Raw genomic sequence first — 19284 nt, 5'->3', positions numbered from 1 at the left:
CGAACCGCGTGGATGCCGCTGATCCGGCGCGGATCGCTGAGGTTCTGTCGCGCCCGCTCAGCGGCGCGCCTGCTCCTCTTCCTCCTGGCGGCTGCCGCGCCCGCTCGCGGCGGCGCCGAGCGTGAGCGTCGACACGAGTCCGAGCGTCAGGAATCCGGCTGCGGTGAAGGCGGCGGCCTTCGTTCCGTCGCTGAACGCCGTCCGCGCATCCGCCGCGAGGTCCTGCGTCTGCGGCGACTGCTCGAGCCCGACGATCGCCGCGCCCGCGCTGTCGACCACCTGCGACACGACCTGATCCCGCTGATCGGCGGGCAGCCCCCGGTCGTCGAGGGCGGAGGTCAGCACGCTCGAGGTGGTCGAGAACAGGACGGTCCCGAGGATGGCGACGCCGAGCGCCGCGCCGAGTTGGCGGGAGGTGGACTGCGTGCCGGACGCGGCGCCGCTCTCTGCGGGCGGGACCTCCGCCAGCACGACGCCCGTGAGCTGCGCGGTGGCCAGGCCCACCCCGACGCCGTAGACGAACAGGAAGGGGATGAGGGGTCCCCACGTGGCATCCGGTCCGATCGTGAAGGCGACGCCGGCGACTCCGATGATCTCCGCGAGGAGACCCGCGCGAACGATCCACACCGGTGCGACGCGACCGCTCAGGGCGCCGGCGATCCCGCTCGCCACGAACGACCCGATGGCCAGCGAGAGCAGGAGGAGGCCGGTCTGCAGTGCGTCGAAGCCGACGACGAACTGCAGCCAGAGGGGAAGGGCGAGGATGATGCCGAACTCCCCGAGGGAGACGACCGCGGCGGCGATGTTGCCGTTTCGGAAAGACGCGATGCGGAACAGGCCGAGGGCGAGGAGTGTCGAGCGCTCGCGCCGCCGGCGGTGGACTCCCCACGCGATGAAGGCCGCCAGGGCGACCAGCGCGACCGCGAAGGCGATCGGCACGGGGGAGAGCGACCACGGCCACTGCCAGTCGCCGACCTGGAGCGTCTGGTCGACCGTCCACCAGCCGTAGGTCCGGCCCTCGATCAGGCCGAAGACCAGGGGCGCCATCGTGAGCACAGACAGGAGGGCTCCGACGCCGTCGATGGTCTCGCGCCGGTCGCTGCGCGATTCCGCCACCGTGAAGAGCACGCCGATGACGATGAGGATGCCGAGGGGGATGTTGATCCCGAACGCCCAGCGCCACGAGAACGAGGTGGTCAACCAGCCGCCGAGCAGCGGCCCGACGGCCGCCATGCCTCCGATCGTGGATCCCCACACGGCGAAGGCGATGCCGCGCTCACGCCCGCGGAATGTCGCGTTGATGAGCGACAGGGTCGTGGGGAGGATCATCGATCCGCCGACGCCCTGGACGAGCCGCGACAGGATGAGCAGCCCGCCGGTGGGCGCGACGGCCGCGGCGATCGAGGCGACGACGAAGATCGCCACGCCGAGCAGCATGAGCCGTCGTCGGCCGAATCGATCGGCCAGGCTGCCGAACACCAGCAGCAGGGAGGCGAAGACGAGGGTGTACGCCTCCTGCACCCATTGGACCTCGGTCGAGGAGATCCCGAGGTCCTCGACGATCGAGGGGACGGCGACGTTGACGATCGTCGAGTCGACGATGATCAGCGAGACGGCGATGCTGATGAAAACGAGTCCCGCCCAACGGCGGCCGGCCATGCGTTCGTCCATATCGCTAGCTTATCTAGCGAAAACCCGCGCCGGAAGAGTCATTCGTGCTGCAATCCGGCCGAACCATCCATCGGCGTGATTTAGCATCGGAAAATGGGGAGCAGGTCGTGATCGCATCGTCGTCCCTGATGAACGTCAAAGCCGTGGCGGAGCGGGTGGTCCGGGGGGTCCTCCCCACTGCTCCGGCGCCCGACGTCGCCGACCTGCGTTTCCTCGCCGATATCGAGGCCGGCCCCGCCCCGCGCGTCTGGGTGGATGCCAGCGCGCAAACGCTCGAGGGGCTGCTGATCGCCCGCGCACGGCTCGATCGCATCGACGACGGCCTCCGCCTCATCGACCGGCATTTCGCGGACGGTCGGATGCGGGCGCCGGGCCGGGTCGACCCGACGACACGGTCGCGCCTCTTCTCCGCCGTCGCCGAGGTCTACGCCGCGGCGGGGTGGCCGCGCCGGGCCGGGGAGTACGCCGCCTCCGCCCTCGCCTACTCCGACGACGCCGAGAGCACGTTCCGTGCCCACGCGGTGCGCAGTCTCGCCGCCGCCATCAACGGCGAGTACATCCTGGCGAGCGAGAGCCTGCGCGTGTGCGAGGAGCTGGCATCCGGGTCCGGGTGGGAGACCGTGCACCCCGACTACGATCAGCTGCTCGCGCGCATCCTCGTCGCCTCGGCGGCCCTCGATGCCGAGGCCATGGACCGGACGGCGGAGGAGCTGCGCGACGGCGCACCGAACGATCCGTACTGGCAGTACTCGGCCCGGACCGCCCGGGCGATGAGCGCTCTCATCCGACGCGAATACGCCGAGGGGATGGTGCTGGTGGCCGCCCTGGCCGGCGGGACCGAGTCGCACTCCGGGCACAGCATGGTGCGGGGGTTCGCGCAGGGGGTGTACGCCGACCTGCTGCTGGCCCGCGGTGAGCCGCGCCGCGCGCTGGCGGTCCTGGAGGGGCGTATCTCACCGCCCGGGCACGCGCTGTGCTTCGACATGCAGCGCGCCGCCGCCCTCATCGCGCTCGGCCGTGAGCGGGAGGTGCTCGAGTCGACGGATCCGTGCATCCGCATGGGCACGCAGCACTGCGTCCGGACGCTCACGCCGCTGCTGCTGCGCCGCGCCGTCGCGCAAGCGCGCCTGGGCAACGACACCGCGGCCGACGCCGCATTCTCCGAGGGTTTCCACCTCTCCGAGTCGTTGGGCGGTTCGCTCACGCCGTACCTCACTCTTCCCCAGGCCGATCTGCTCGTGCTGCTGGACCGCATGGCGACGCAGCACCCGGGCTCCGAGGACAGGGTCGCCCGCGTGGCGGGGACGCTCGCCCTCGTGCCCACGCACGACCACCGGCCCCCGCTTCCCAACCTGAGCCCCCGGGAGGAGCGGCTGGCGCTGGCGCTGCGCGGTCCGCGCAGCCTGCCGCAGATCGCCGAGGAGCTCGAGGTGTCGCTGAACACCGTGAAGTCGCAGCTCCGGTCGATCTACGCGAAGCTGCAGGTCTCGGGGCGCGAGGCCGCGGTCGCCGTTCTCGAGGCGCACGGCTTCTACGTCTGAGCGCGGCGCGGTGCTCAGGCCGAGGGGCGGGCGTGCGGTGCCGCCCCCACCGGGCGTCCCGGACCCGCCGGTCGTCCCGGAGCGGAGGAGCGCGGTGAGCGCTCTGCCGGCAGCGGGATCGGCGTCGTGCCGGCGATCTCGTCGCTGAAGTCCTCCGGTTCGGGCGCGACGGTCGTGATCGGGCGCGTCTCGTCGAGCGTCAGCCGGAAGCGCTTCGTCTCGTGCTTGTGCACACGGCCCGACGCGAGCGTCCACGCGACGCCGATGCCGCACGCGAGGAACGCGACGATCGCGGCCAGGGCGATCGCGTAACGCGGGCCGAACGCCTCGGCGACCCACCCCACGATCGGTGCGCCCACGGGCGTCCCGCCGAGCAGGATCGCCATGTACAGCGCGAGCACGCGTCCACGGAGCGCCGGATCGGTGGTGGTCTGCACGTACCCGTTCGCCGTGGTGAGCATGGTCACGACGCAGAACCCGGTGAGGACGAGCGTCGCCGCGTACGTCTCGTAGCTCGGAGCGAGGACGGACAGCGTGGATGCCACCGCGAAACCGCCTGCGCCCACGATCACGACGCGCAAGCGGGCGCGCTCACGGCGGGCCGCGAGGAGGGCGCCCGCGAGCGAGCCGATCGCGACGAACGAACTGAGGACGCCGAAGCCGTCGGCTCCGCGTCCGAACTCGAGGGCCATGGTGGAGGCGAAGATCGGGAAGTTCATGCCGAAGGCGCCGAGGAGGAACACCATCGCGAACGTGACCACGAGGTCGGGCCGCTTCGCGACGTAGCGGAATCCGTCCGCGAGTCGCGCGGGTCCCCCGCCGCGGTGGTGGGTGACCAGCTCGTGGGGGCGCATGAGGAGCAGGGCGGTGATCATCCCGAGGAAGGTCACGGCGTTGGCGAGGAAGACCCAGCCCGTTCCGACCGCGACGATCATGAGACCCGCGACGGCGGGGCCGATCAACCGTGCGGTGTTGAACGACGCGGCGTTGAGGGCCACGGCGTTGGAGGCGTTCTCCCGGGCGACCAGGTCGGAGACGAAGGCCTGCCGCGCGGGGTTGTCGAAGGCGGTGATGAGGCCGAGTGCCAGGGCGAAACCGAACATCAGCGGCAGCGTCATGACGCCGGTGAGCAGGAGGATGCCGAGCGCGATGGCCAGGAGCAGCATGGCGCTCTGCGTGCACATGATGAGCTTGCGGCGGTCGAAGCGGTCGGCGACCCATCCGGTGACGCCGACGAGCAGCAGAGGCGGCGCGAACTGCAGCGCCATGGTCACGCCCATCGCGGCCGCGTCGCCCGGGGTGAGCTCGGTGAGGACGACCCAGTTCTGGGCGGTGGACTGCATCCACGCGCCGATGTTCGACACGAGGGCGCCGATGAACCAGACGCGGTAGTTGTACACCGAGAACGAGCGGAACATCGCACTCATGTGTCTGCCACCTTTCGCATGATCTCGGCCGCGGCCGCCAGCGTCCGCCGTTCTTCCTCGTCGAGGGCGGCGAGGGCCTCCTCCAGCCAGGCGTCGCGGCGCCGCACGGTCTCGGCGACGACGAGGCGACCGGCATCCGTCAGGGCGATCGTCACCTTGCGGCGGTCGTCGTCGTCGGGGGTGCGGGTGAGGTAGCCCGCCTCCTCGAGGAGCGACACCGTGCGGTTCATCGAGGGAGCGGTCACGCGCTCACGATCCGCGAGCTGGCCGAGCGTGTGCTCGCCGTGGATGGAGAGCGCCGCGAGCACCGCGAACTGCCCGTCGCTCATGGTGTCGACCGCGCGCTGGGCGCGCAGGCGGCGGGCGAGGCGGAACGTGGCCATCCGCAGCTCGGAGGTCGGGCTGTGGAGCTCCTCACGCGGGCCGGATCGGGGGGATTCGTCGACGCGTTCGTTCATGATGCTCGATAGTTAGCATAGCTCATTAGTCTTGCTAACGGTTCGTTCGATCGTTTTCCGGCCGGGATCGCGCCCCTAGACTCTGCGCATGCCCGAGTTCGTCGACGCCTACGGCATCCCCATCGTGTACGACGTCCACGAGGCGGAGTCCCCGCGGGCCGTCGTCCAGCTGCTGCACGGGGTGGGTGAACACGCGGGGCGCTACGGCGCGCTGATCGACGCCCTCGTCGCCGACGGCTACACCGTCTACGCCGACGACCACCGCGGTCACGGCCGCACCGGCCTCCGGCAGTGGAACGGCGACCGCGGCAAGCTCGGCCGCCTCGGACCCGGCGGGCTCGGCGCCGCCCGCGACGCGGTGTGGACCCTCACCCAGATCATCCGCGAGACCCACCCCGATCTGCCGCTGATCCTCCTCGGGCACTCGTGGGGTTCGTTCCTCGCGCAGATGCTCGTGGACCGGCATCCGGATGCCTATGACGCCCTCGTCCTGAGCGGATCCGCGCTCCGCTGGCCCGGTGCCCTGAACTCCGGCGACCTGAACGCCCCGTGGAAACACCTCAAGGGCACCGGGATGGAATGGCTGTCCAGCGTCGAGCAGGTGGGCCGGGACTTCCTCGCCGACCCCCTGACGACCTCGACGCCGCTGTTGCGCCTGTTCGGCCCGATCGAGACCGCGAAGCTGATCGGAAAGCCCCGGCGCGACCTCGGGCGAGACATCCCGACCCTTCTGCTGGTCGGACGCGACGACACCGTCGGCGGCCCCCGCAGCGTGCACCTCCTGGCCGACGCGTACCGGAACCGGTCGGGCTTCACCGACGTCACGACCCTCGTCTACCCCGGCGCGCGGCACGAGATCTTCGCCGAAGCCCAGCAGGCCGAGGTGCGCGCGGATCTGGCCGCATGGCTCGACGCGCGGTTCCCGTCGCGCGACTGAACCGGGCGTGCATCCGTGGTCCCGGTGCCGCGGTGGGCGGGCGGCATCCATGTTCCGAGAACAGGGGATGCCGCGGGAACAGGCCGATTCGCGCCGGATCCGCCTGTTGCCGGCGCAGGCCCTGTTCCCGCGCCGCCGCGGACGGTGCGGGCCCGCCGTAGGCTGGAGGCATGCACGGCGAGTACAAGGTCCCCGGGGGAAAGCTGGTCGTGGTCGACCTCGAGGAGCGCGACGGTCGCATCGCCGGCTTCCACCTCGCAGGCGACTTCTTTCTCGAGCCCGACGACGCACTGGATGACATCGACGCGGCCGTCAACGGCCTGCCCGTCGAGTCGGACGTCCCCACGATCGCCGCGGCGATCCGGGCCGCGCTCCCGGAGGGCGCCCAGCTCCTCGGCTTCACGCCCGAGTCGGTGGCCACGGCGATCCGCCGCGCGCTCGTCACCGCGCCCGGCTGGGGCGACTTCGAGTGGGAGGTCGTGCACGACGCGCCCGTGTCGCCGCGCATGAACCTGGCGCTCGACGAGGTGCTCACCGCCCGCGTGGGCGCGGGCCTGCGCAAGCCCACGCTGCGCCTGTGGGAGTGGAACGAGAACGCCGTCGTCATCGGCTCGTTCCAGTCGCTGCGCAACGAGGTCGACCCCGAGGGCGCCGCGAAGCACGGCTTCGACGTCGTGCGCCGGATCTCCGGCGGCGGAGCGATGCTCATGGCGGCCAACTCGATCGTGACGTACTCGCTGTACGTCCCCGCGTCGCTGGTGGCGGGGATGACCTTCGCCGACTCCTACGCGTTCCTCGACGACTGGGTGCTGCAGGCGCTGCGCTCGCTCGGCATCGACGCGGTCTACCAGCCGCTCAACGACATCGCCGGTCCCCACGGCAAGATCGGCGGCGCCGCGCAGAAGCGCCTGGCCAACGGTGGCGTCCTCCACCACGCGACCCTCAGCTACGACATGGACGGCCAGGTGTTGACCGAGGTGCTGCGCATCGGCCGCGAGAAGCTCAGCGACAAGGGCACCGTCTCGGCGGCGAAGCGCGTCGACCCGCTCCGCAGTCAGACGGGCCTGGCTCGGGATGCCGTGATCCAGCGGTTCATCGACACCTTCACCACCCTGTACGGCGCGACCACTGGGCATGTCACCGACGAGGAGTACGCCGAGGCCGAAGCTCTCGTGGCGTCGAAGTTCGACACCGACGCGTGGCTGCAGCGCGTTCCGTGAGCGAAACGACCCTGGACGGCGTGCTCGATCACGGCACCGTCGACATCCACCACGCCGACAATCTCGCGGTGACCCCGGCCCTCGCGGACGGCTCCTTCACCCTCGTGTACCTCGACCCGCCGTTCAACACCGGGCGCACGCGTTCCAAGGCGGTCGAGTCCGCTCTGCGGGCTCCCGCGGTGGACGAGACCCCGGATGCCGAGGAACCCCTGGTCCTGGCATCCGAGCCGCCGCGCGATCCGGCGATGCTCGTCTTCCCGGGCGAGGAGCCGGCGCCGGTGCCGGTGGTCCACCGCGGGTTCCACGGTCGCGAGTACGCGCGGCTGCGCGGCGACCTGCGCACGTACGACGACCGCTTCGACGACTACTGGGCGTTCCTGGAGCCGCGTCTCGAGGAGGCGTGGCGGCTGCTCGCCGAGGACGGCACCCTGTACCTGCACCTGGACTACCGAGAGGTGCACTACGCCAAGGTCATGTGCGACGCGCTGTTCGGCCGCGATCGGTTCCTCAACGAGCTCATCTGGGCGTACGACTACGGCGCGAAGACCCGGCGCCGCTGGCCGACGAAGCACGAGACGATCCTCGTGTACGTGAAGAACCCGGCCGCCTATTTCTTCGACTCGGATGCCGTGGACCGCGAGCCGTACATGGCGCCCGGCCTCGTGACCCCCGAGAAGGCGGCGCGCGGCAAGCTCCCCACGGACGTCTGGTGGCACACGATCGTGCCGACGACGGGTCGCGAGAAGACGGGGTACCCGACGCAGAAGCCCGAGGGCGTGCTGCGGCGGATGGTGCAGGCATCCAGTCGTCCGGGCGACCGGGTGCTGGACATGTTCGCCGGCAGCGGCACGTTGGGTGCCGTCGCCGCTCCGCTGGGGCGACACAGCGTCCTGATCGACGACAACGCGGACGCCGTCGCCGTGATGCACCAGCGGCTGGCGGCGTTCCGGGGCTGAGCGGCGCGGGCTCGGCGCCGTCCGCGCGGAGGGGCCGGTGAAGTTAGGGTTGCCTAATGAGCCACGGATTCGCCCCGGAGGTCCGCCGTGCGGTCCTCGCGCACATGAACGACGACCACCGCGACGACAACGTCCTCATCGCCCGGGCGTTCGGCCCCGATCCGGCGGTGGACATGGCCGTCATGACCGGCTTCGACGGCGACGGCGGGGAGTGGGCCGTCGGTGCCGACGCGGTGGCGCTGCGGGTCGGGTGGCTCGGCGGGCCTATCACCGAACGTGCGGAGGTGCGCCGGGAGATCGTCGCCCTGTACGACGAGGCATGTCGGCGTCTCGGTGTCGTTCCTCGTCCGCACTGATCGTCTCGAATAAAGGTGAGGCTAACCTAACCTTTTGCGTATGATGGCCGCATGAGCGACGTCCTCTCCTTCTCCACCGCCCTGCGCGAGCGCCCGCCCACCGCCCACTCCTCGAGCGAGGGCGCGGATTTCATGACGGATCTCATGAACGGCTCGGGCACGCGAGAGGACTACGTCGCCCTCGTCGCCCAGCACTGGTTCATCTACGAGGCGCTCGAAGCGGCCACCGAGCGCATGCGGGTCGACCCGGTGGCATCCGTGTTCCTCAGCGACAAGCTCACGCGCCTGCCCGCGCTCGAGGCCGACCTGGAGTTCCTCATCGGCGCCGACTGGCGCGAGCGCATCTCGCCGCTGCCGACGACCCAGGCGTACGTCGCGCGGATCCGCCGAGTCGCCGCCACGTGGCCGGGCGGATTCGTGGCGCATCACTACACGCGGTACCTCGGCGACCTCTCCGGCGGACAGTTCATCGGCCGGCTCATGCAGCGCCGCTTCGGCTTCGACACGAACGGCGTCGGGTTCTACCTGTTCGGCGACATCGCCGACCCCGAGGCCTTCAAGAACGTCTACCGCGAGCAGCTGGATGCCGCGCCCTGGGACGCGGACGAGAAGGAACGCGTCATCGACGAAGTGCTCGTGGCCTACCGGTTCAACACCGAGCTCTTCGTCGATCTGTCGCGCGCGAAGGCGGCTCAGTCGGCCTGAGCCGGCACGTCGCTCGCGGCCACCGCGGCGCTCCCCGCCGCGTTTCGCCGTCGCCGCACGATGAGCACGGTCGTGAGCGCGGCGGCGAGGATCGCGGCGAGCAGCGCGTACAGGCTCCACGGCGGGGCGGCGACCGAGAACCCGGCCGTCACCGGGGCGAGCGGAGCGGCACCGAGACCGACCGCCTCGGGCGTCAGCTCGACCGAGCCGCCGACCCACCCGAGGGAGAACACCGGGATCCCGCGGGCGATCTCCACGGTCGATCCGGGGAGCACTTCGGTCAGCTGGGTCGGAGCGCTGCGGGCTCCGAACAGGCCCGCCGTCGCGATCGTCTCCGAGCCCGTCAGCCGCGTGTTGCCGGTGTTCTCGAGGGTGTACTCGATCACGAGGCGGCCCGATTCGAACGGGTTCCAGGATGCCTCGTACCGCGCGGAGGCCGCCGACACCACCGCGGCGGGTGTCAGCTCACCGGTGACGCGGAGGTTGATGCGGGTCCCGAGACGCCGGTCGACGGACAGGGTCGACGCGGGGTCGGTGCTCGTGAGCGAGGTGACGATGCCCGCGGCGTGATCGCCGGGGCGCGCGTCGGCGGGCACCGCGATGGTGAAAGGCACCACCGCGGACTCGCCCGGGGACAGGGAGAGCGAACTCGCGTCGACCGACACCCACGTCCCCGCGTCGCGCGACGGCTGCCCGTCGACGAGGACGTCGATCTCGCCCGTGGATGCCGTGAAGGCGTCGGCTGCGTACACGGCGAGGGGGAGGGGCTCGGTGCCGGTGTTGACCACGGTCATGGCGTCGGAGATCACGGTTCCGGGGTCGACGGCGTCGTACGTGAAGTTCGCGCGGCCCGTGCCGTGGTCGTTGTCGGCGGTCTGGACGGTCCAGGCGACGCCGCCGTCGGCAGCGGTCGCGGGCGCCGGCCCGGCGAACGCGAGGCCGAGCAGCAGGGTCCCGATGAGGGCGGCGGGAAGGGGGAGGCGTGCGAGCACGGGCGGGCTTTCTCGGGAACGGACGACGGGGACACCGGCGCGTGCCGGAGTCCCCGTCGTGAGGGTCACTGCAGGGCGGTGATGGTGAGTTTCGCGGTGTAGTCGCCCGCGGGGGTCGTGCCGGGGATCACGAGCGTCAGGTCGGCTCCGATGGTGGCGCTGGCTGCCGCGGTCGACGACGCGAGCACGCGCGACGCTCCGAGGCCCGTGCCGCCGAGGCGGGTCGGCGCGATCTCGGCGCCGGCGGCGACGCTCTGTCCGGCCGTCACCACCTTGGGCTTCCAGCCGAGCAGGTCGCTGGCGAACGAGTCGCCCGCGGGGGAGGCGAAGTCGCCGACCTGCCCCGAGATGCTCCACGTGTACGGGGCGGTGCCTCCGGCGCGCGTGTCGGTCACGACGATGTTCGTCAGCGTCCCGGATGCCGTGAAGTTCGCGCCGTCCTGCACCGCCGTGCCGAGGCTGGCCGGGGAGGAGCCGTCGAACGCCCAGCCGAACGAGCCCGTCGGGGCGTCGACCCACGCCGGCACCTCGACGATCACGTCGGAGGACGAGGCGAACGAGATCGGCGTGAACGTCTCGAACGGGGCGTACACGGTGCCGCTCCCGGCGTACGTGTAGATGCCGAAGCGTCCCGCGGCGAGGTTCTGCGCCTCGGTGGTGGTGAGGGCGAGGTCGACCGAGAACGTGCCGTCGGCCGTCAGCTCGATCGCTCCGCTGCCGGCGCCGCCGATCGTGGCCACGCTCGCGGCGGGGACCGCCCACTTCTGCGCGATGACGGAACGCGCCGACGACGCGGCCCCGGCAGAGGGCTGCCACGTGTCGGCGAACTTGCCGAACACGACGTACGTGCCGCTGAACTGTCCGGCCAGGGGCGGGCGCACCCCGTTGGTGGCGGTGCCCGACGGCAGGAACCCGCTTCCGGTGACGGTGACGGTCTCGCCCTGGGCGATGCCGGTGGTCTTCGACACGGTGACGGTGGGCGTGGATGCCACGGGCGCTGCGGTGTAGGCGACCGAGAGCGCGCTCGCGGGCTTCCGGGCGTCGGCAGACCCGCCCGAGGAGTACCAGTACGAGCCCTGGCCGGTCGCGATCTGGAAGTCGACGAACGACTGCGGGAACGCGCCGGCGGTGCTGCCCGTGGTCACCTGGGCGACCGATCCGGCCGGCAGGGTGACGGTGCGACCGAGGTAGTCGGGGGTCACGGTGAAGCCGGTCGGTGTGACATCCACGCCCGTGAGGGTCGCGATGACCACGTTCGCCACCGGGGTCAGCGCCTCGAACTTGTCGGGGTCGTCCATCGAGGTGCCGTAGCCGCCGAGCGTGGCGGTGACGGTGCCGGTGCCGTCGCTCGCGACGGTCAGCTTCGGGTCGGTGATCCACGAGCGGGTCATGCCCGAGTAGAACGCCGAGGTGAACGACCCGGTCCACTGGATCTCGGCGGTGCCGGCATCCACGTCGACGGTCCCGGTGCCGCCGGCGATCTCGGCAATGTGCCCCGAGTTCAGGCCGTTGCCGGTGGTGAGGGTGGTGCCGTTCGCGTCGGTGCGCAGACCCGCGAAGGTGGCGGCGGCGTAGCTGCCGTCGGCCTGAAGCTTCAGGATCCGCGTGTTGCCGTCGCTCTGCTTCCAGCTCGACGCCGTGACACGGTCGGCCGAGGAGTCGGCGGTGACGATTCCGGCCGACAGCAGGTTGACCGTCCCGGGGGCGAACGCGGCCGCGTTCGCCTCGGCGTTCAGGCCCCAGCGGAAGACGGCGTCGTCGATGGTCGTCCCGGCGGCGTGCGCGGGGGCGGCGACGAGTGCGCCGCCGAGGGCCAGCGCCGCCGCCGCGAGGCTGGCGGCGGTGACGCGGACGAACCGGTGTCTATGCGTGGAGGAGTCCACGTTTGTTCCCTTCTCCGCCCTCCGACGAGTCCCGCGGGCAGGCCGCGGCGCACCCCGGTGAGGTGCTGGAAGGCAGGTTAGGGTTACCTAACCATGAAGTCGGATTCCAGGCAATGTTAAGGGTAGGCTCACCTTACTTGGAGGTTCGTCTCATGATCCGTCGAACGACGCGCGGCCCCGCCGCGCTCGCGCTCGCGCTGACCGTGGCGCTCGGCCTGAGCGCCTGCACCGCCGCCCCCGGACACGGGGAGACCGCCGCGGCCACGCCGCCGTTGGCCGAGGTGACACCCCTCGCCGACCCGCTGTCGTGGGAGGGTCCTTCCACGGCCGTCGCGGCCGCCGCGCCCGTGATGCCCGTCACCGACGGAGCCCAGATGCTGCCCGTGACGCTCACCGACTCGCAGGGCACCGCCGTGACAATCACCGACACCACGCGCATCCTCACGCTCGACATCTACGGCTCGCTCTCGCGCATCGTCTTCGAGCTCGGCCTGGGCGACCAGGTCGTGGCGCGCGACGTCTCCACCGATTTCCCCGAGGCCGCCCACCTGCCCGCGGTCACCGAGAACGGCCACGACCTCAACGCCGAGGCGATCCTCGACGCCGCCCCCACGGTGATCCTGACCGACACGAGCCTCGGACCGTGGGACACCATCCTGCAGATGCGGGATGCCGGCATCCCCGTCGTGGTCGTCGATTCGCACCGCTCGCTCGAGAACATCGGGTCGCTCATCGAACAGGTCGGCGCGGCCCTCGGTGTCCCCTCGCGCGCCGCCGCGCTCGCCGCGCGCACCACCGCGGCGGTGGACGCCAAGATCGCGCAGATCGCCGACGTCGCCCCGACCGACCCCGCGCGCAAGGTGCGCATGATGTTCCTCTACGTCCGCGGCCAGTCGGGGGTGTACTACCTGTTCGGCGAGGAGTCCGGCGCCGACAGCCTGATCGAGGCGCTCGGGGGCGTCGACGTGGCCGGAGAGATCGGCTGGACGGGAATGCGGCCGATCACCGACGAGGCCCTCGTCGACGCGAACCCCGACCTGCTCATCATGATGACGAAGGGCCTCGAGTCCGTCGGCGGGGTGGACGGGCTCGTCGAGCACCTCCCCGCGGTCGCCCAGACGGATGCCGGACGTCATCGCCGCATCGTCGACATGTCCGACACCACGGTGCTGAGCTTCGGCCCCGCCGCGGCCGACGTGCTCGACGCGCTCGCCGTCGCCGTGTACGCGCCCGAGGCCGCGGGGTGACGGCCGTCGCGGCCGCGCCGGTCGCGGCGCCGCGGTCCCGGGTCTCGATCCGCGTCCCGGCCGTGTTCTCGTCGCTCGCCGTCGCGCTCGTGGTGCTCGCGGTCGTGTCGGCCGGCAGTGGGCAGCTGTCGATCCCGCCCGATCAGGTGCTGGGGGCGTTCGCGCGGGCGTGGAACGACGCGGTGCGCGCCCTGGGCGTGGGCTTCCTGTCCGTCGCGCCGGGCGCTGCTATGGAGCACGTCAACGGCGAGGCGACGCTGTGGCTCATCCGTCTGCCCCGGATCCTCATGGCAGTCCTCGTCGGGGCGACGCTCGCCACGGCCGGGGTCGTCATGCAGGGGGTCTTCCGCAATCCGCTGGCCGAGCCGGGCGTCATCGGCATCTCCTCGGGCGCGGCGGTGGGGGCATCGGCATCCATCGTCTTCGGGCTCGGCTTCCTCGGGCCCCTCACCCTCCCCGCGCTCGCCTTCGCGGGCGGGCTCGCCGCCACCGTGATCGTCTACGTCTCCGCGCGGTCGGACGGACGCACAGAGGTCGTCACCCTCGTGCTCACGGGCATCGCGGTCAACGCGGTCGGCGGGGCGGCGATCGCGCTGTTCACGTACCTCGGGTCGACGCAGCAGCGGGAGCAGATCGTCTTCTGGCAGCTCGGGTCGCTCAACGGCACGCGCTGGGACGACCTCGCCGTCGTGGCGCCGTTGGCCGTCGTCGGCATCGCCGTGTGCCTCTTCTTCGCCGGCAGCCTCGACCTCCTCGCGCTCGGGGAGCGGCAGGCGGAGCACCTGGGAGTGCGGGTGGAGCGGCTCCGCGTCGTCGCGATCGTCGTGATCGCCCTGCTCACGTGCGCGGCCGTGGCCTTCTGCGGGATCATCGGTTTCGTCGGACTCGTCGTGCCCCACCTCATGCGCATGGTGCTCGGGCCGGGACACCGGCTGCTGCTCCCCGCCAGTGCGCTCGGGGGTGCGGTGCTGCTGCTCGCCGCCGACCTGGCCGCGCGCACCGCGGTGTCGGGCTCGGAACTGCCGATCGGCATGCTCACCGCCCTCATCGGCGGACCGTTCTTCTTCTGGCTCCTGCGCCGCACGCGTCGTCGGTCGGGAGGATGGGGATGACGGTGGTGCTCCGCGCCCGCGGGATCTCCGTCGACGTCGCGGGTCGGCGCGTGCTCGACGCGGTCGACCTCGACCTCGCCGCGGGCGAGCTGGTCGTGCTCGTCGGCCCCAACGGGGCGGGGAAGTCGACACTTCTGTCGGTGCTCGCGGGCGACCGTGTTCCCGCGGCCGGTGTCGTCGAGCTCGACGGCGCGGTGATGGATTCCCGACCCGTCGCCGAGCGCGCCCGACGTCGGTCTGTTCTGACGCAGAGCAACGAGGTGTCGTTCCCTTTCGTCGTCCGCGATGTCGTGCGGATGGGCCGCGCGCCGTGGCGGCGGCATCCGGAGGCCTCCCGCGACGACCTCGCGGTGGCCGAGGCGCTCGCGGCCGGCGAGGTGCACGCGTTCGCCGATCGTCCGGTCACGGGGTTGTCGGGCGGAGAGCGGGCCCGTACCGCCTTCGCGCGCGCGTACGCGCAGGAGTGCGCGATCGCGCTGCTCGACGAACCCACCGCGAGCCTCGACATCCGACATCAGCACCGTGTGCTCGCCCGCACACGAGAGCGGGTGGATGCCGGGGGAGCCGCCGTCGTGGTCCTGCACGACCTCGGGCTCGCCGCCGCGTACGCGGACCGCATCGCCCTCCTCGAGGGCGGCCGTCTGGTGGCCGTCGGTCCTCCGCGCGACGTCCTCGACCCCGACCTGCTCACGCGGGTCTATCGGCATCCGATCACCGTCGCCGACGGCCCCCGCGGAACGCTGCTCGTCGTCGCCGACCCCGTCCCGTCGACATCCCCCACCCCCGGAGCCCTCGCATGAAACGTCTGTCCCTCCGCCTGTCCGCCGCCGCGGCCGTCCTCACTCTGACCGCCGCCGGTGCGGTGGTCGCCGCGGCCCCGGCGTGGGCCGCCGGAACCGTGACCGTCAGCGGTCCCCAGGGCACGGCATCCGCGGATGCCGAGTACGCCACCGACGTCACCGTGTCGGGGTCGGGCTTCCAGGCGATCCCGAACGGCTTCGGCGGCGTCTACGTGCTCTTCGGCTGGGTCGACGACCCCGCGGGCGGCTCGTGGCGACCGAGCGCCGGGGGCGTCGTCGGCGAGGACTACCGGTACGTGCCCGACGCGGAGTCGGCCGAGAACAACGGGTATCAGCGCTTCCTGGCCTTCCCGGGCGGTCAGACCGAGAGCGCCGCGAACGGCGTCCTCGGCGCGGACGGGTCGTGGTCGGTGAGCATGGTGATCCCGGGAGCCGTCTTCGAGAGCCACGACCGCGACGGACGGGTCTCGGAGGTCGACTGCCGCACGGTGACCTGCGGGATCATCACCATCGGGGCGCACGGCGTGAAGAACGCGAACAACGAGACGTTCACCCCCGTGTCGTTCGCGGGGGCCGCCGCGCCGGCCGCATCGACGCCCGCCTCGGCTCCGACCGAAGGATCCGCCGGGGCCGTCCGGGTGGGAGTCGAGTCGGCATCGGTCGCCGCCGGCACCTCGATCGTCTTCACCGGGCAGGGGTTCACCCCCGGCGAGCAGGTCGTGGCCTCGCTCGACGGCGGCCTGACGGCCGTCGGCCCGCTCACCGCGGGCGCCCAGGGCGAGGTGGCGGCGGCGCTGCCCGTCCCGCGCGAGATCCGCGACGGCACGCACCTGCTCACGTTGCGCGGTGCGGGTTCGGGGGCGGTGGCCGAGGCCGAGGTCACGGTGGGCGGCGGAAGCGTCGCGGCATCCGTCTCCGAGGGGTCGAGCGCGCCCACCTGGGTGCTCGTGCTGCTGCTGGCCTGCGTCGCGCTGGCGGCCGCGCTGGTGGTGACGAGCATCGTCACCGCGGTCGTGCGCGCCCGGTCGCGCCGACGGGCGCGGAGGGCGGAGACCGCGACTCCTGTGCCCGAGCGAGCCGCGACTCCCGTGTTCGAGCGGGCGACGGCGGGGGTGTCCTCGTGAGGCCCGGGGTGCTGCTGCGGGCGGGTCTCGCGCTGGCCGTCGTGCTCGGACTCGCCGCCGCACCCGCGGCGGCCGCCGGTCCGGACGACGTCGTGGTGACCGTCCCGGGCACAGGCGACGCCGGATTCGACGGCGAGATCACCGACGCTCAGTTGCGGTGGGGACTCAACGCCGAGGCGGGCGGGGGAGCGTTCGCCGGGGGATGCAACTTCCTCAGCGCCGGCGCCGCGGGCGATGCCGGGGGCTCCCGGGTGTGGACGGAGGGCGACGGGCTGTACCGCGCGCAGGACGCGAACGTGCGGATCGAGAAGCCGACCGCGGACGGCGGCTGGACCACGGCATCCTGGGCGACGAAGTGCCAGGACCCGACGGGTGCCCCGGTGTCGGTGTCGTCGACCGCGAGCGCCTCGGGCAACCAGGTCGTGATCGACGGAGGGACGGGCACCCGCCGCGACGGAGCCGTCGAGATCTCGTGGTCGGGATCGTTCACGGTCGTCTTCTACGGCGGGATGACGTACTGGAGCGTGTCCGACCCGCGACTGGCCCTCGACGCCTCCGGTGACGGGCGGCTCGTGGGCACCGCGAGCGGATACGGCACCTCGATGGACGATACGACGACGTGGAACCCGATCGCGCCGCAGACCGTCGTGCTCGCCGACATCGACGGCGCGGACGTCGCCGGGGCTGGTGGCTTCACGGTCACGCCGCGGTATCTCGGCGTGACGACCACGGGCGGGGGCCAGGCGGCCCGCACCGCCACCACCCAGGCGTTCTGGGGGTCGTTCCCGCAGTCCTTCATCGACTTCCACCGTCAGACGGGTCAGCAGGGGTACTGGCTCACGACCGGCGGAGTCCGGGATGCCGCCAAGCCGGCGTCGCCGCTCACGGTGAGCTACTCGGCCGCGGCCCCGGTCCCGGTGCCGGTCGCGACCGCGGGTGGTTCCGCCGCCGCCGCCGCGCCGGTGAACGCGCTGCGCCGAGCGCCCGCCGAGATCGACCCGGCGGAGTCGGCGCGCGCGTTCTTCGCCGCGAACGCCCCGATCACGACCCAGCCGCAGGCCGCGGGTCTGGTCCCCGAGGTGAGCCGCGTGCTCTCGCCGGTGGTGCTGCCCCTGCTCGGCTCCGCCGCGGCGCTCGGCATCGCGATCGTCGCCGTCCTGAGCATGATGCAGGCCCTGCCCTGGCAGGGCCGGCGCCTGCGCCCCGTCTGAGGCAGCGCGGCCGGGCTCGGGAGGTCGGCACCGCGAGGCCCGAATCGCAGTCTCACGGGTCGTTGACCGGCATCCGAGAGTCGGGTGAGGGGAGAGGGATCGGCGGATTCCCAACGATGCGCGTCAAGTGTTCACCCGAGAGAAGCTGACTTTCACCCCGGCCGATCGAAGGAGTAAGTGTCCCTCCCCGGTGGCATGTGTCGCAAGAGTTGGTGACGTCGGCATCTTTCAGCTGTGCCCAACAGCGACTTCCTGTGCCGACCTCCATACCCGAACCGGAGGACGAGAATGAACGAACGAGAGCAGTTTGCCCCGCCCAGCGCAGCCGGCGACGACCCGGGGCGTGAGAGAGAGCTTCCGGACCCGAGCCGCCGCACGGTGCTCGCTGGAGCGGCCTGGACGATTCCAGCTGTTCTGATCACGGCAACGGCGTCGGCGGCGGCAGCCTCCACCACGCTCGCCCTCTCCTTCGACCAGAGCGCGTACAGCGGCCAGGCATGCAGCACCATCACCGGCGCCAAGGTGACAGTCACGAGCAACGGCGTTCCCTCGGCGGGTGAGTCGGTGACGGTCAGCTTGTCGGGCGGGTACACATTCGCCGGAGGTGCCACGACGTGGACCGGTGTCTCCGCGGCGGGAGGAACGCTGGCGGTACCCGCGATCACGGTTCCTTCCGTGCCGACCACCCAGACGATCGTTGCGACATCGGGTGTGGTCTCTGCGACGAGCTCCCTTTCTGGAACGGCGACGAGCGTCGTGGGGCACGAGGCGAGGGGTGCATCTGTCGTCGCAAGCTACTCCCCGCTCCCGCCTGATGCCGTCGCCATCGGTGGGTGGTACTTTCTGACACCCGGCGGCGACCTCTACGCCGGCACCAAACTCCTCGCGAGCAACGTGTCCTCCGCGGTCGGCAACATCACAGATTCCCATGGCGCTTATGTCAACTACGTCGAAGGCGGTGTCGCCACAGTAGCGAATGCTGCCACGGTGATCGCGACCTATGGGAACGTCCCGAGCGACGCCACGGCCGTGGGGGGCTGGTTCTTCCTTTCTCCAACCGGGGAGTTGTTCGCGGGAAACACCTCCGTGGCGACGCAAGTGTCCTCCGCGCGAGGGTCGATGACCGATGCGAACAGCGCCCAGGCGAACTTCGTGCAACCGGGTGGTGGCAGGGAGATCAAGGGAACGGCGATCATCGCGTCCTACAACTCGGTGCCCGCGAATGCGGTGGCCGTCGGGGGCTACTACTTCCTCACGCCCGGCGGAGACCTCTACGGCGGGAACAGCGCCTTCGCCAACGGAGTCTCCTCGGCCTTCGGCAATGCGCGGGATTCCAACGGAGCCTCCGTGAACTTCGTGGACGACGGCGTTGCGAAGGTCGCGACCGGATCGACCCCCTACGCCTCGTATTCCTCGGTTCCGGCGAACGCGCGGGCAGTGGGCGGATGGTTTTTCCTGACCCCGGCGGGCGAGCTGTACGCCGGCAATACGTCGCTGGCAGGCAACTTCTCCTCGGCGACCGGGAGCATGACGGATGCCAACGGCGCGGCTGTGAACTACGTCCAGAACGCGGCCTGCTAGCGGCGCGATCCGACGGGGCCCTGGTCTGCCGCACGAGCGGTGGGCCGGGGCTGCGCAGGACGA

17 protein-coding genes are annotated in these 19284 nt (G+C 71.6%); 12 read left to right on the top strand and 5 right to left on the bottom strand.

The genetic code is table 11. The features are described from left to right. Positions 1 to 57 precede the first annotated feature (57 nt). Complete coding sequence (locus QM517_RS08810) at positions 58 to 1671, bottom strand: MFS transporter (protein WP_283286707.1); 1614 nt, start codon at positions 1669 to 1671, stop codon at positions 58 to 60. 107 nt (positions 1672 to 1778) lie between these two features. Here QM517_RS08810 and QM517_RS18645 point away from each other — a divergent pair, with 107 nt between their 5' ends. Continuing rightward, entirely contained in the window at positions 1779 to 3212 is a 1434-nt protein-coding gene (locus tag QM517_RS18645; protein WP_283286705.1) for a helix-turn-helix transcriptional regulator, read from the top strand. A 14-nt stretch (positions 3213 to 3226) separates the two neighbouring features. Here QM517_RS18645 and QM517_RS08800 read toward each other — a convergent pair whose 3' ends face one another. Next, on the bottom strand, positions 3227 to 4639 hold the full coding sequence (locus QM517_RS08800) for an MFS transporter (protein ID WP_283286703.1): 1413 nt from the start codon (positions 4637 to 4639) through the stop codon (positions 3227 to 3229). Beyond that, the gene (locus QM517_RS08795; RefSeq protein WP_283286700.1) at positions 4636 to 5097 is read right to left on the bottom strand and encodes a MarR family winged helix-turn-helix transcriptional regulator; all 462 of its coding nucleotides are present in this window, start codon (positions 5095 to 5097) and stop codon (positions 4636 to 4638) included. Before QM517_RS08795 ends, QM517_RS08800 begins: the two co-directional genes overlap by 4 nt. Before the next feature lie 88 nt (positions 5098 to 5185). Here QM517_RS08795 and QM517_RS08790 point away from each other — a divergent pair, with 88 nt between their 5' ends. The 5 genes from QM517_RS08790 to QM517_RS08770 all read left to right on the top strand — a co-directional run bounded on the left by QM517_RS08790 (position 5186) and on the right by QM517_RS08770 (position 9271). Continuing rightward, positions 5186 to 6034, top strand: coding sequence for an alpha/beta fold hydrolase (locus QM517_RS08790; protein ID WP_283286698.1), 849 nt, complete (start codon positions 5186 to 5188; stop codon positions 6032 to 6034). Positions 6035 to 6204: 170 nt separating this feature from the next. After that, positions 6205 to 7254, top strand: coding sequence for a lipoate--protein ligase family protein (locus QM517_RS08785; RefSeq protein WP_077049717.1), 1050 nt, complete (start codon positions 6205 to 6207; stop codon positions 7252 to 7254). Further along, positions 7251 to 8210: a DNA-methyltransferase gene (locus tag QM517_RS08780; protein ID WP_283286695.1), complete on the top strand. Its 960-nt coding sequence runs from the start codon at positions 7251 to 7253 to the stop codon at positions 8208 to 8210. Before QM517_RS08785 ends, QM517_RS08780 begins: the two co-directional genes overlap by 4 nt. A 56-nt stretch (positions 8211 to 8266) precedes the next feature. Then, on the top strand, positions 8267 to 8566 hold the full coding sequence (locus QM517_RS08775) for a DUF2470 domain-containing protein (protein WP_283286694.1): 300 nt from the start codon (positions 8267 to 8269) through the stop codon (positions 8564 to 8566). 51 nt (positions 8567 to 8617) lie between these two features. Next, positions 8618 to 9271, top strand: a complete 654-nt coding sequence (locus QM517_RS08770; RefSeq protein WP_283286692.1) for a biliverdin-producing heme oxygenase — start codon at positions 8618 to 8620, stop codon at positions 9269 to 9271. Here the strand turns inward: QM517_RS08770 and QM517_RS08765 are convergent. Together QM517_RS08765 and QM517_RS08760 are read right to left on the bottom strand one after the other, a co-directional pair. Continuing rightward, positions 9259 to 10263, bottom strand: a complete 1005-nt coding sequence (locus QM517_RS08765) for a hypothetical protein (RefSeq protein WP_283286689.1) — start codon at positions 10261 to 10263, stop codon at positions 9259 to 9261. The two genes, QM517_RS08770 and QM517_RS08765, sit on opposite strands and share 13 nt — an antisense overlap. A 65-nt stretch (positions 10264 to 10328) precedes the next feature. Continuing rightward, the gene (locus QM517_RS08760; protein ID WP_283286687.1) at positions 10329 to 12146 is read right to left on the bottom strand and encodes a hypothetical protein; all 1818 of its coding nucleotides are present in this window, start codon (positions 12144 to 12146) and stop codon (positions 10329 to 10331) included. Between the two features lie 152 nt (positions 12147 to 12298). Here QM517_RS08760 and QM517_RS08755 point away from each other — a divergent pair, with 152 nt between their 5' ends. The 6 genes from QM517_RS08755 (at position 12299) to QM517_RS08730 (ending at position 19221) form a co-directional block, all read left to right on the top strand. Beyond that, positions 12299 to 13393, top strand: coding sequence for a heme/hemin ABC transporter substrate-binding protein (locus QM517_RS08755; RefSeq protein WP_283286685.1), 1095 nt, complete (start codon positions 12299 to 12301; stop codon positions 13391 to 13393). Further along, on the top strand, positions 13390 to 14505 hold the full coding sequence (locus tag QM517_RS08750) for a FecCD family ABC transporter permease (protein WP_308208899.1): 1116 nt from the start codon (positions 13390 to 13392) through the stop codon (positions 14503 to 14505). Before QM517_RS08755 ends, QM517_RS08750 begins: the two co-directional genes overlap by 4 nt. After that, positions 14502 to 15305 carry a heme ABC transporter ATP-binding protein gene (locus tag QM517_RS08745; protein ID WP_283286683.1) on the top strand — a complete coding sequence of 268 codons (804 nt, stop codon included), beginning with the start codon at positions 14502 to 14504 and terminating at the stop codon, positions 15303 to 15305. The genes QM517_RS08750 and QM517_RS08745 overlap by 4 nt, the downstream gene beginning before the upstream one ends. Continuing rightward, the gene (locus tag QM517_RS08740) at positions 15302 to 16429 is read left to right on the top strand and encodes a hypothetical protein (RefSeq protein WP_283286681.1); all 1128 of its coding nucleotides are present in this window, start codon (positions 15302 to 15304) and stop codon (positions 16427 to 16429) included. The genes QM517_RS08745 and QM517_RS08740 overlap by 4 nt, the downstream gene beginning before the upstream one ends. After that, positions 16426 to 17640, top strand: coding sequence for a hypothetical protein (locus QM517_RS08735; RefSeq protein ID WP_283286679.1), 1215 nt, complete (start codon positions 16426 to 16428; stop codon positions 17638 to 17640). Before QM517_RS08740 ends, QM517_RS08735 begins: the two co-directional genes overlap by 4 nt. Before the next feature lie 288 nt (positions 17641 to 17928). After that, on the top strand, positions 17929 to 19221 hold the full coding sequence (locus QM517_RS08730; RefSeq protein WP_283286677.1) for a hypothetical protein: 1293 nt from the start codon (positions 17929 to 17931) through the stop codon (positions 19219 to 19221). The last annotated feature ends 63 nt before the right edge of the window (positions 19222 to 19284 follow it).

Origin of the sequence: Microbacterium sp. IEGM 1404, from assembly GCF_030056775.1 — a bacterium.
Taxonomy (GTDB): Bacteria; Actinomycetota; Actinomycetes; order Actinomycetales; family Microbacteriaceae; genus Microbacterium.
The sequence above is the reverse complement of the archived record's forward strand: the minus strand, read 5'-3'. Positions and strand labels throughout refer to the sequence as shown.

Bases quoted from the DNA above. Each gene is read 5' to 3' on its own strand.
- QM517_RS08810 (WP_283286707.1), bottom strand. From the start codon at position 1,671: ATGGACGAACGCATGGCCGGCCGCCGTTGGGCGGGACTCGTTTTCATC.
- QM517_RS08800 (WP_283286703.1), bottom strand. From the start codon at position 4,639: ATGAGTGCGATGTTCCGCTCGTTCTCGGTGTACAACTACCGCGTCTGG.
- QM517_RS08795 (WP_283286700.1), bottom strand. From the start codon at position 5,097: ATGAACGAACGCGTCGACGAATCCCCCCGATCCGGCCCGCGTGAGGAG.
- QM517_RS08790 (WP_283286698.1), top strand. From the start codon at position 5,186: ATGCCCGAGTTCGTCGACGCCTACGGCATCCCCATCGTGTACGACGTC.
- QM517_RS08785 (WP_077049717.1), top strand. From the start codon at position 6,205: ATGCACGGCGAGTACAAGGTCCCCGGGGGAAAGCTGGTCGTGGTCGAC.
- QM517_RS08775 (WP_283286694.1), top strand. From the start codon at position 8,267: ATGAGCCACGGATTCGCCCCGGAGGTCCGCCGTGCGGTCCTCGCGCAC.
- QM517_RS08770 (WP_283286692.1), top strand. From the start codon at position 8,618: ATGAGCGACGTCCTCTCCTTCTCCACCGCCCTGCGCGAGCGCCCGCCC.
- QM517_RS08755 (WP_283286685.1), top strand. From the start codon at position 12,299: ATGATCCGTCGAACGACGCGCGGCCCCGCCGCGCTCGCGCTCGCGCTG.
- QM517_RS08745 (WP_283286683.1), top strand. From the start codon at position 14,502: ATGACGGTGGTGCTCCGCGCCCGCGGGATCTCCGTCGACGTCGCGGGT.
- QM517_RS08740 (WP_283286681.1), top strand. From the start codon at position 15,302: ATGAAACGTCTGTCCCTCCGCCTGTCCGCCGCCGCGGCCGTCCTCACT.
- QM517_RS08730 (WP_283286677.1), top strand. From the start codon at position 17,929: ATGAACGAACGAGAGCAGTTTGCCCCGCCCAGCGCAGCCGGCGACGAC.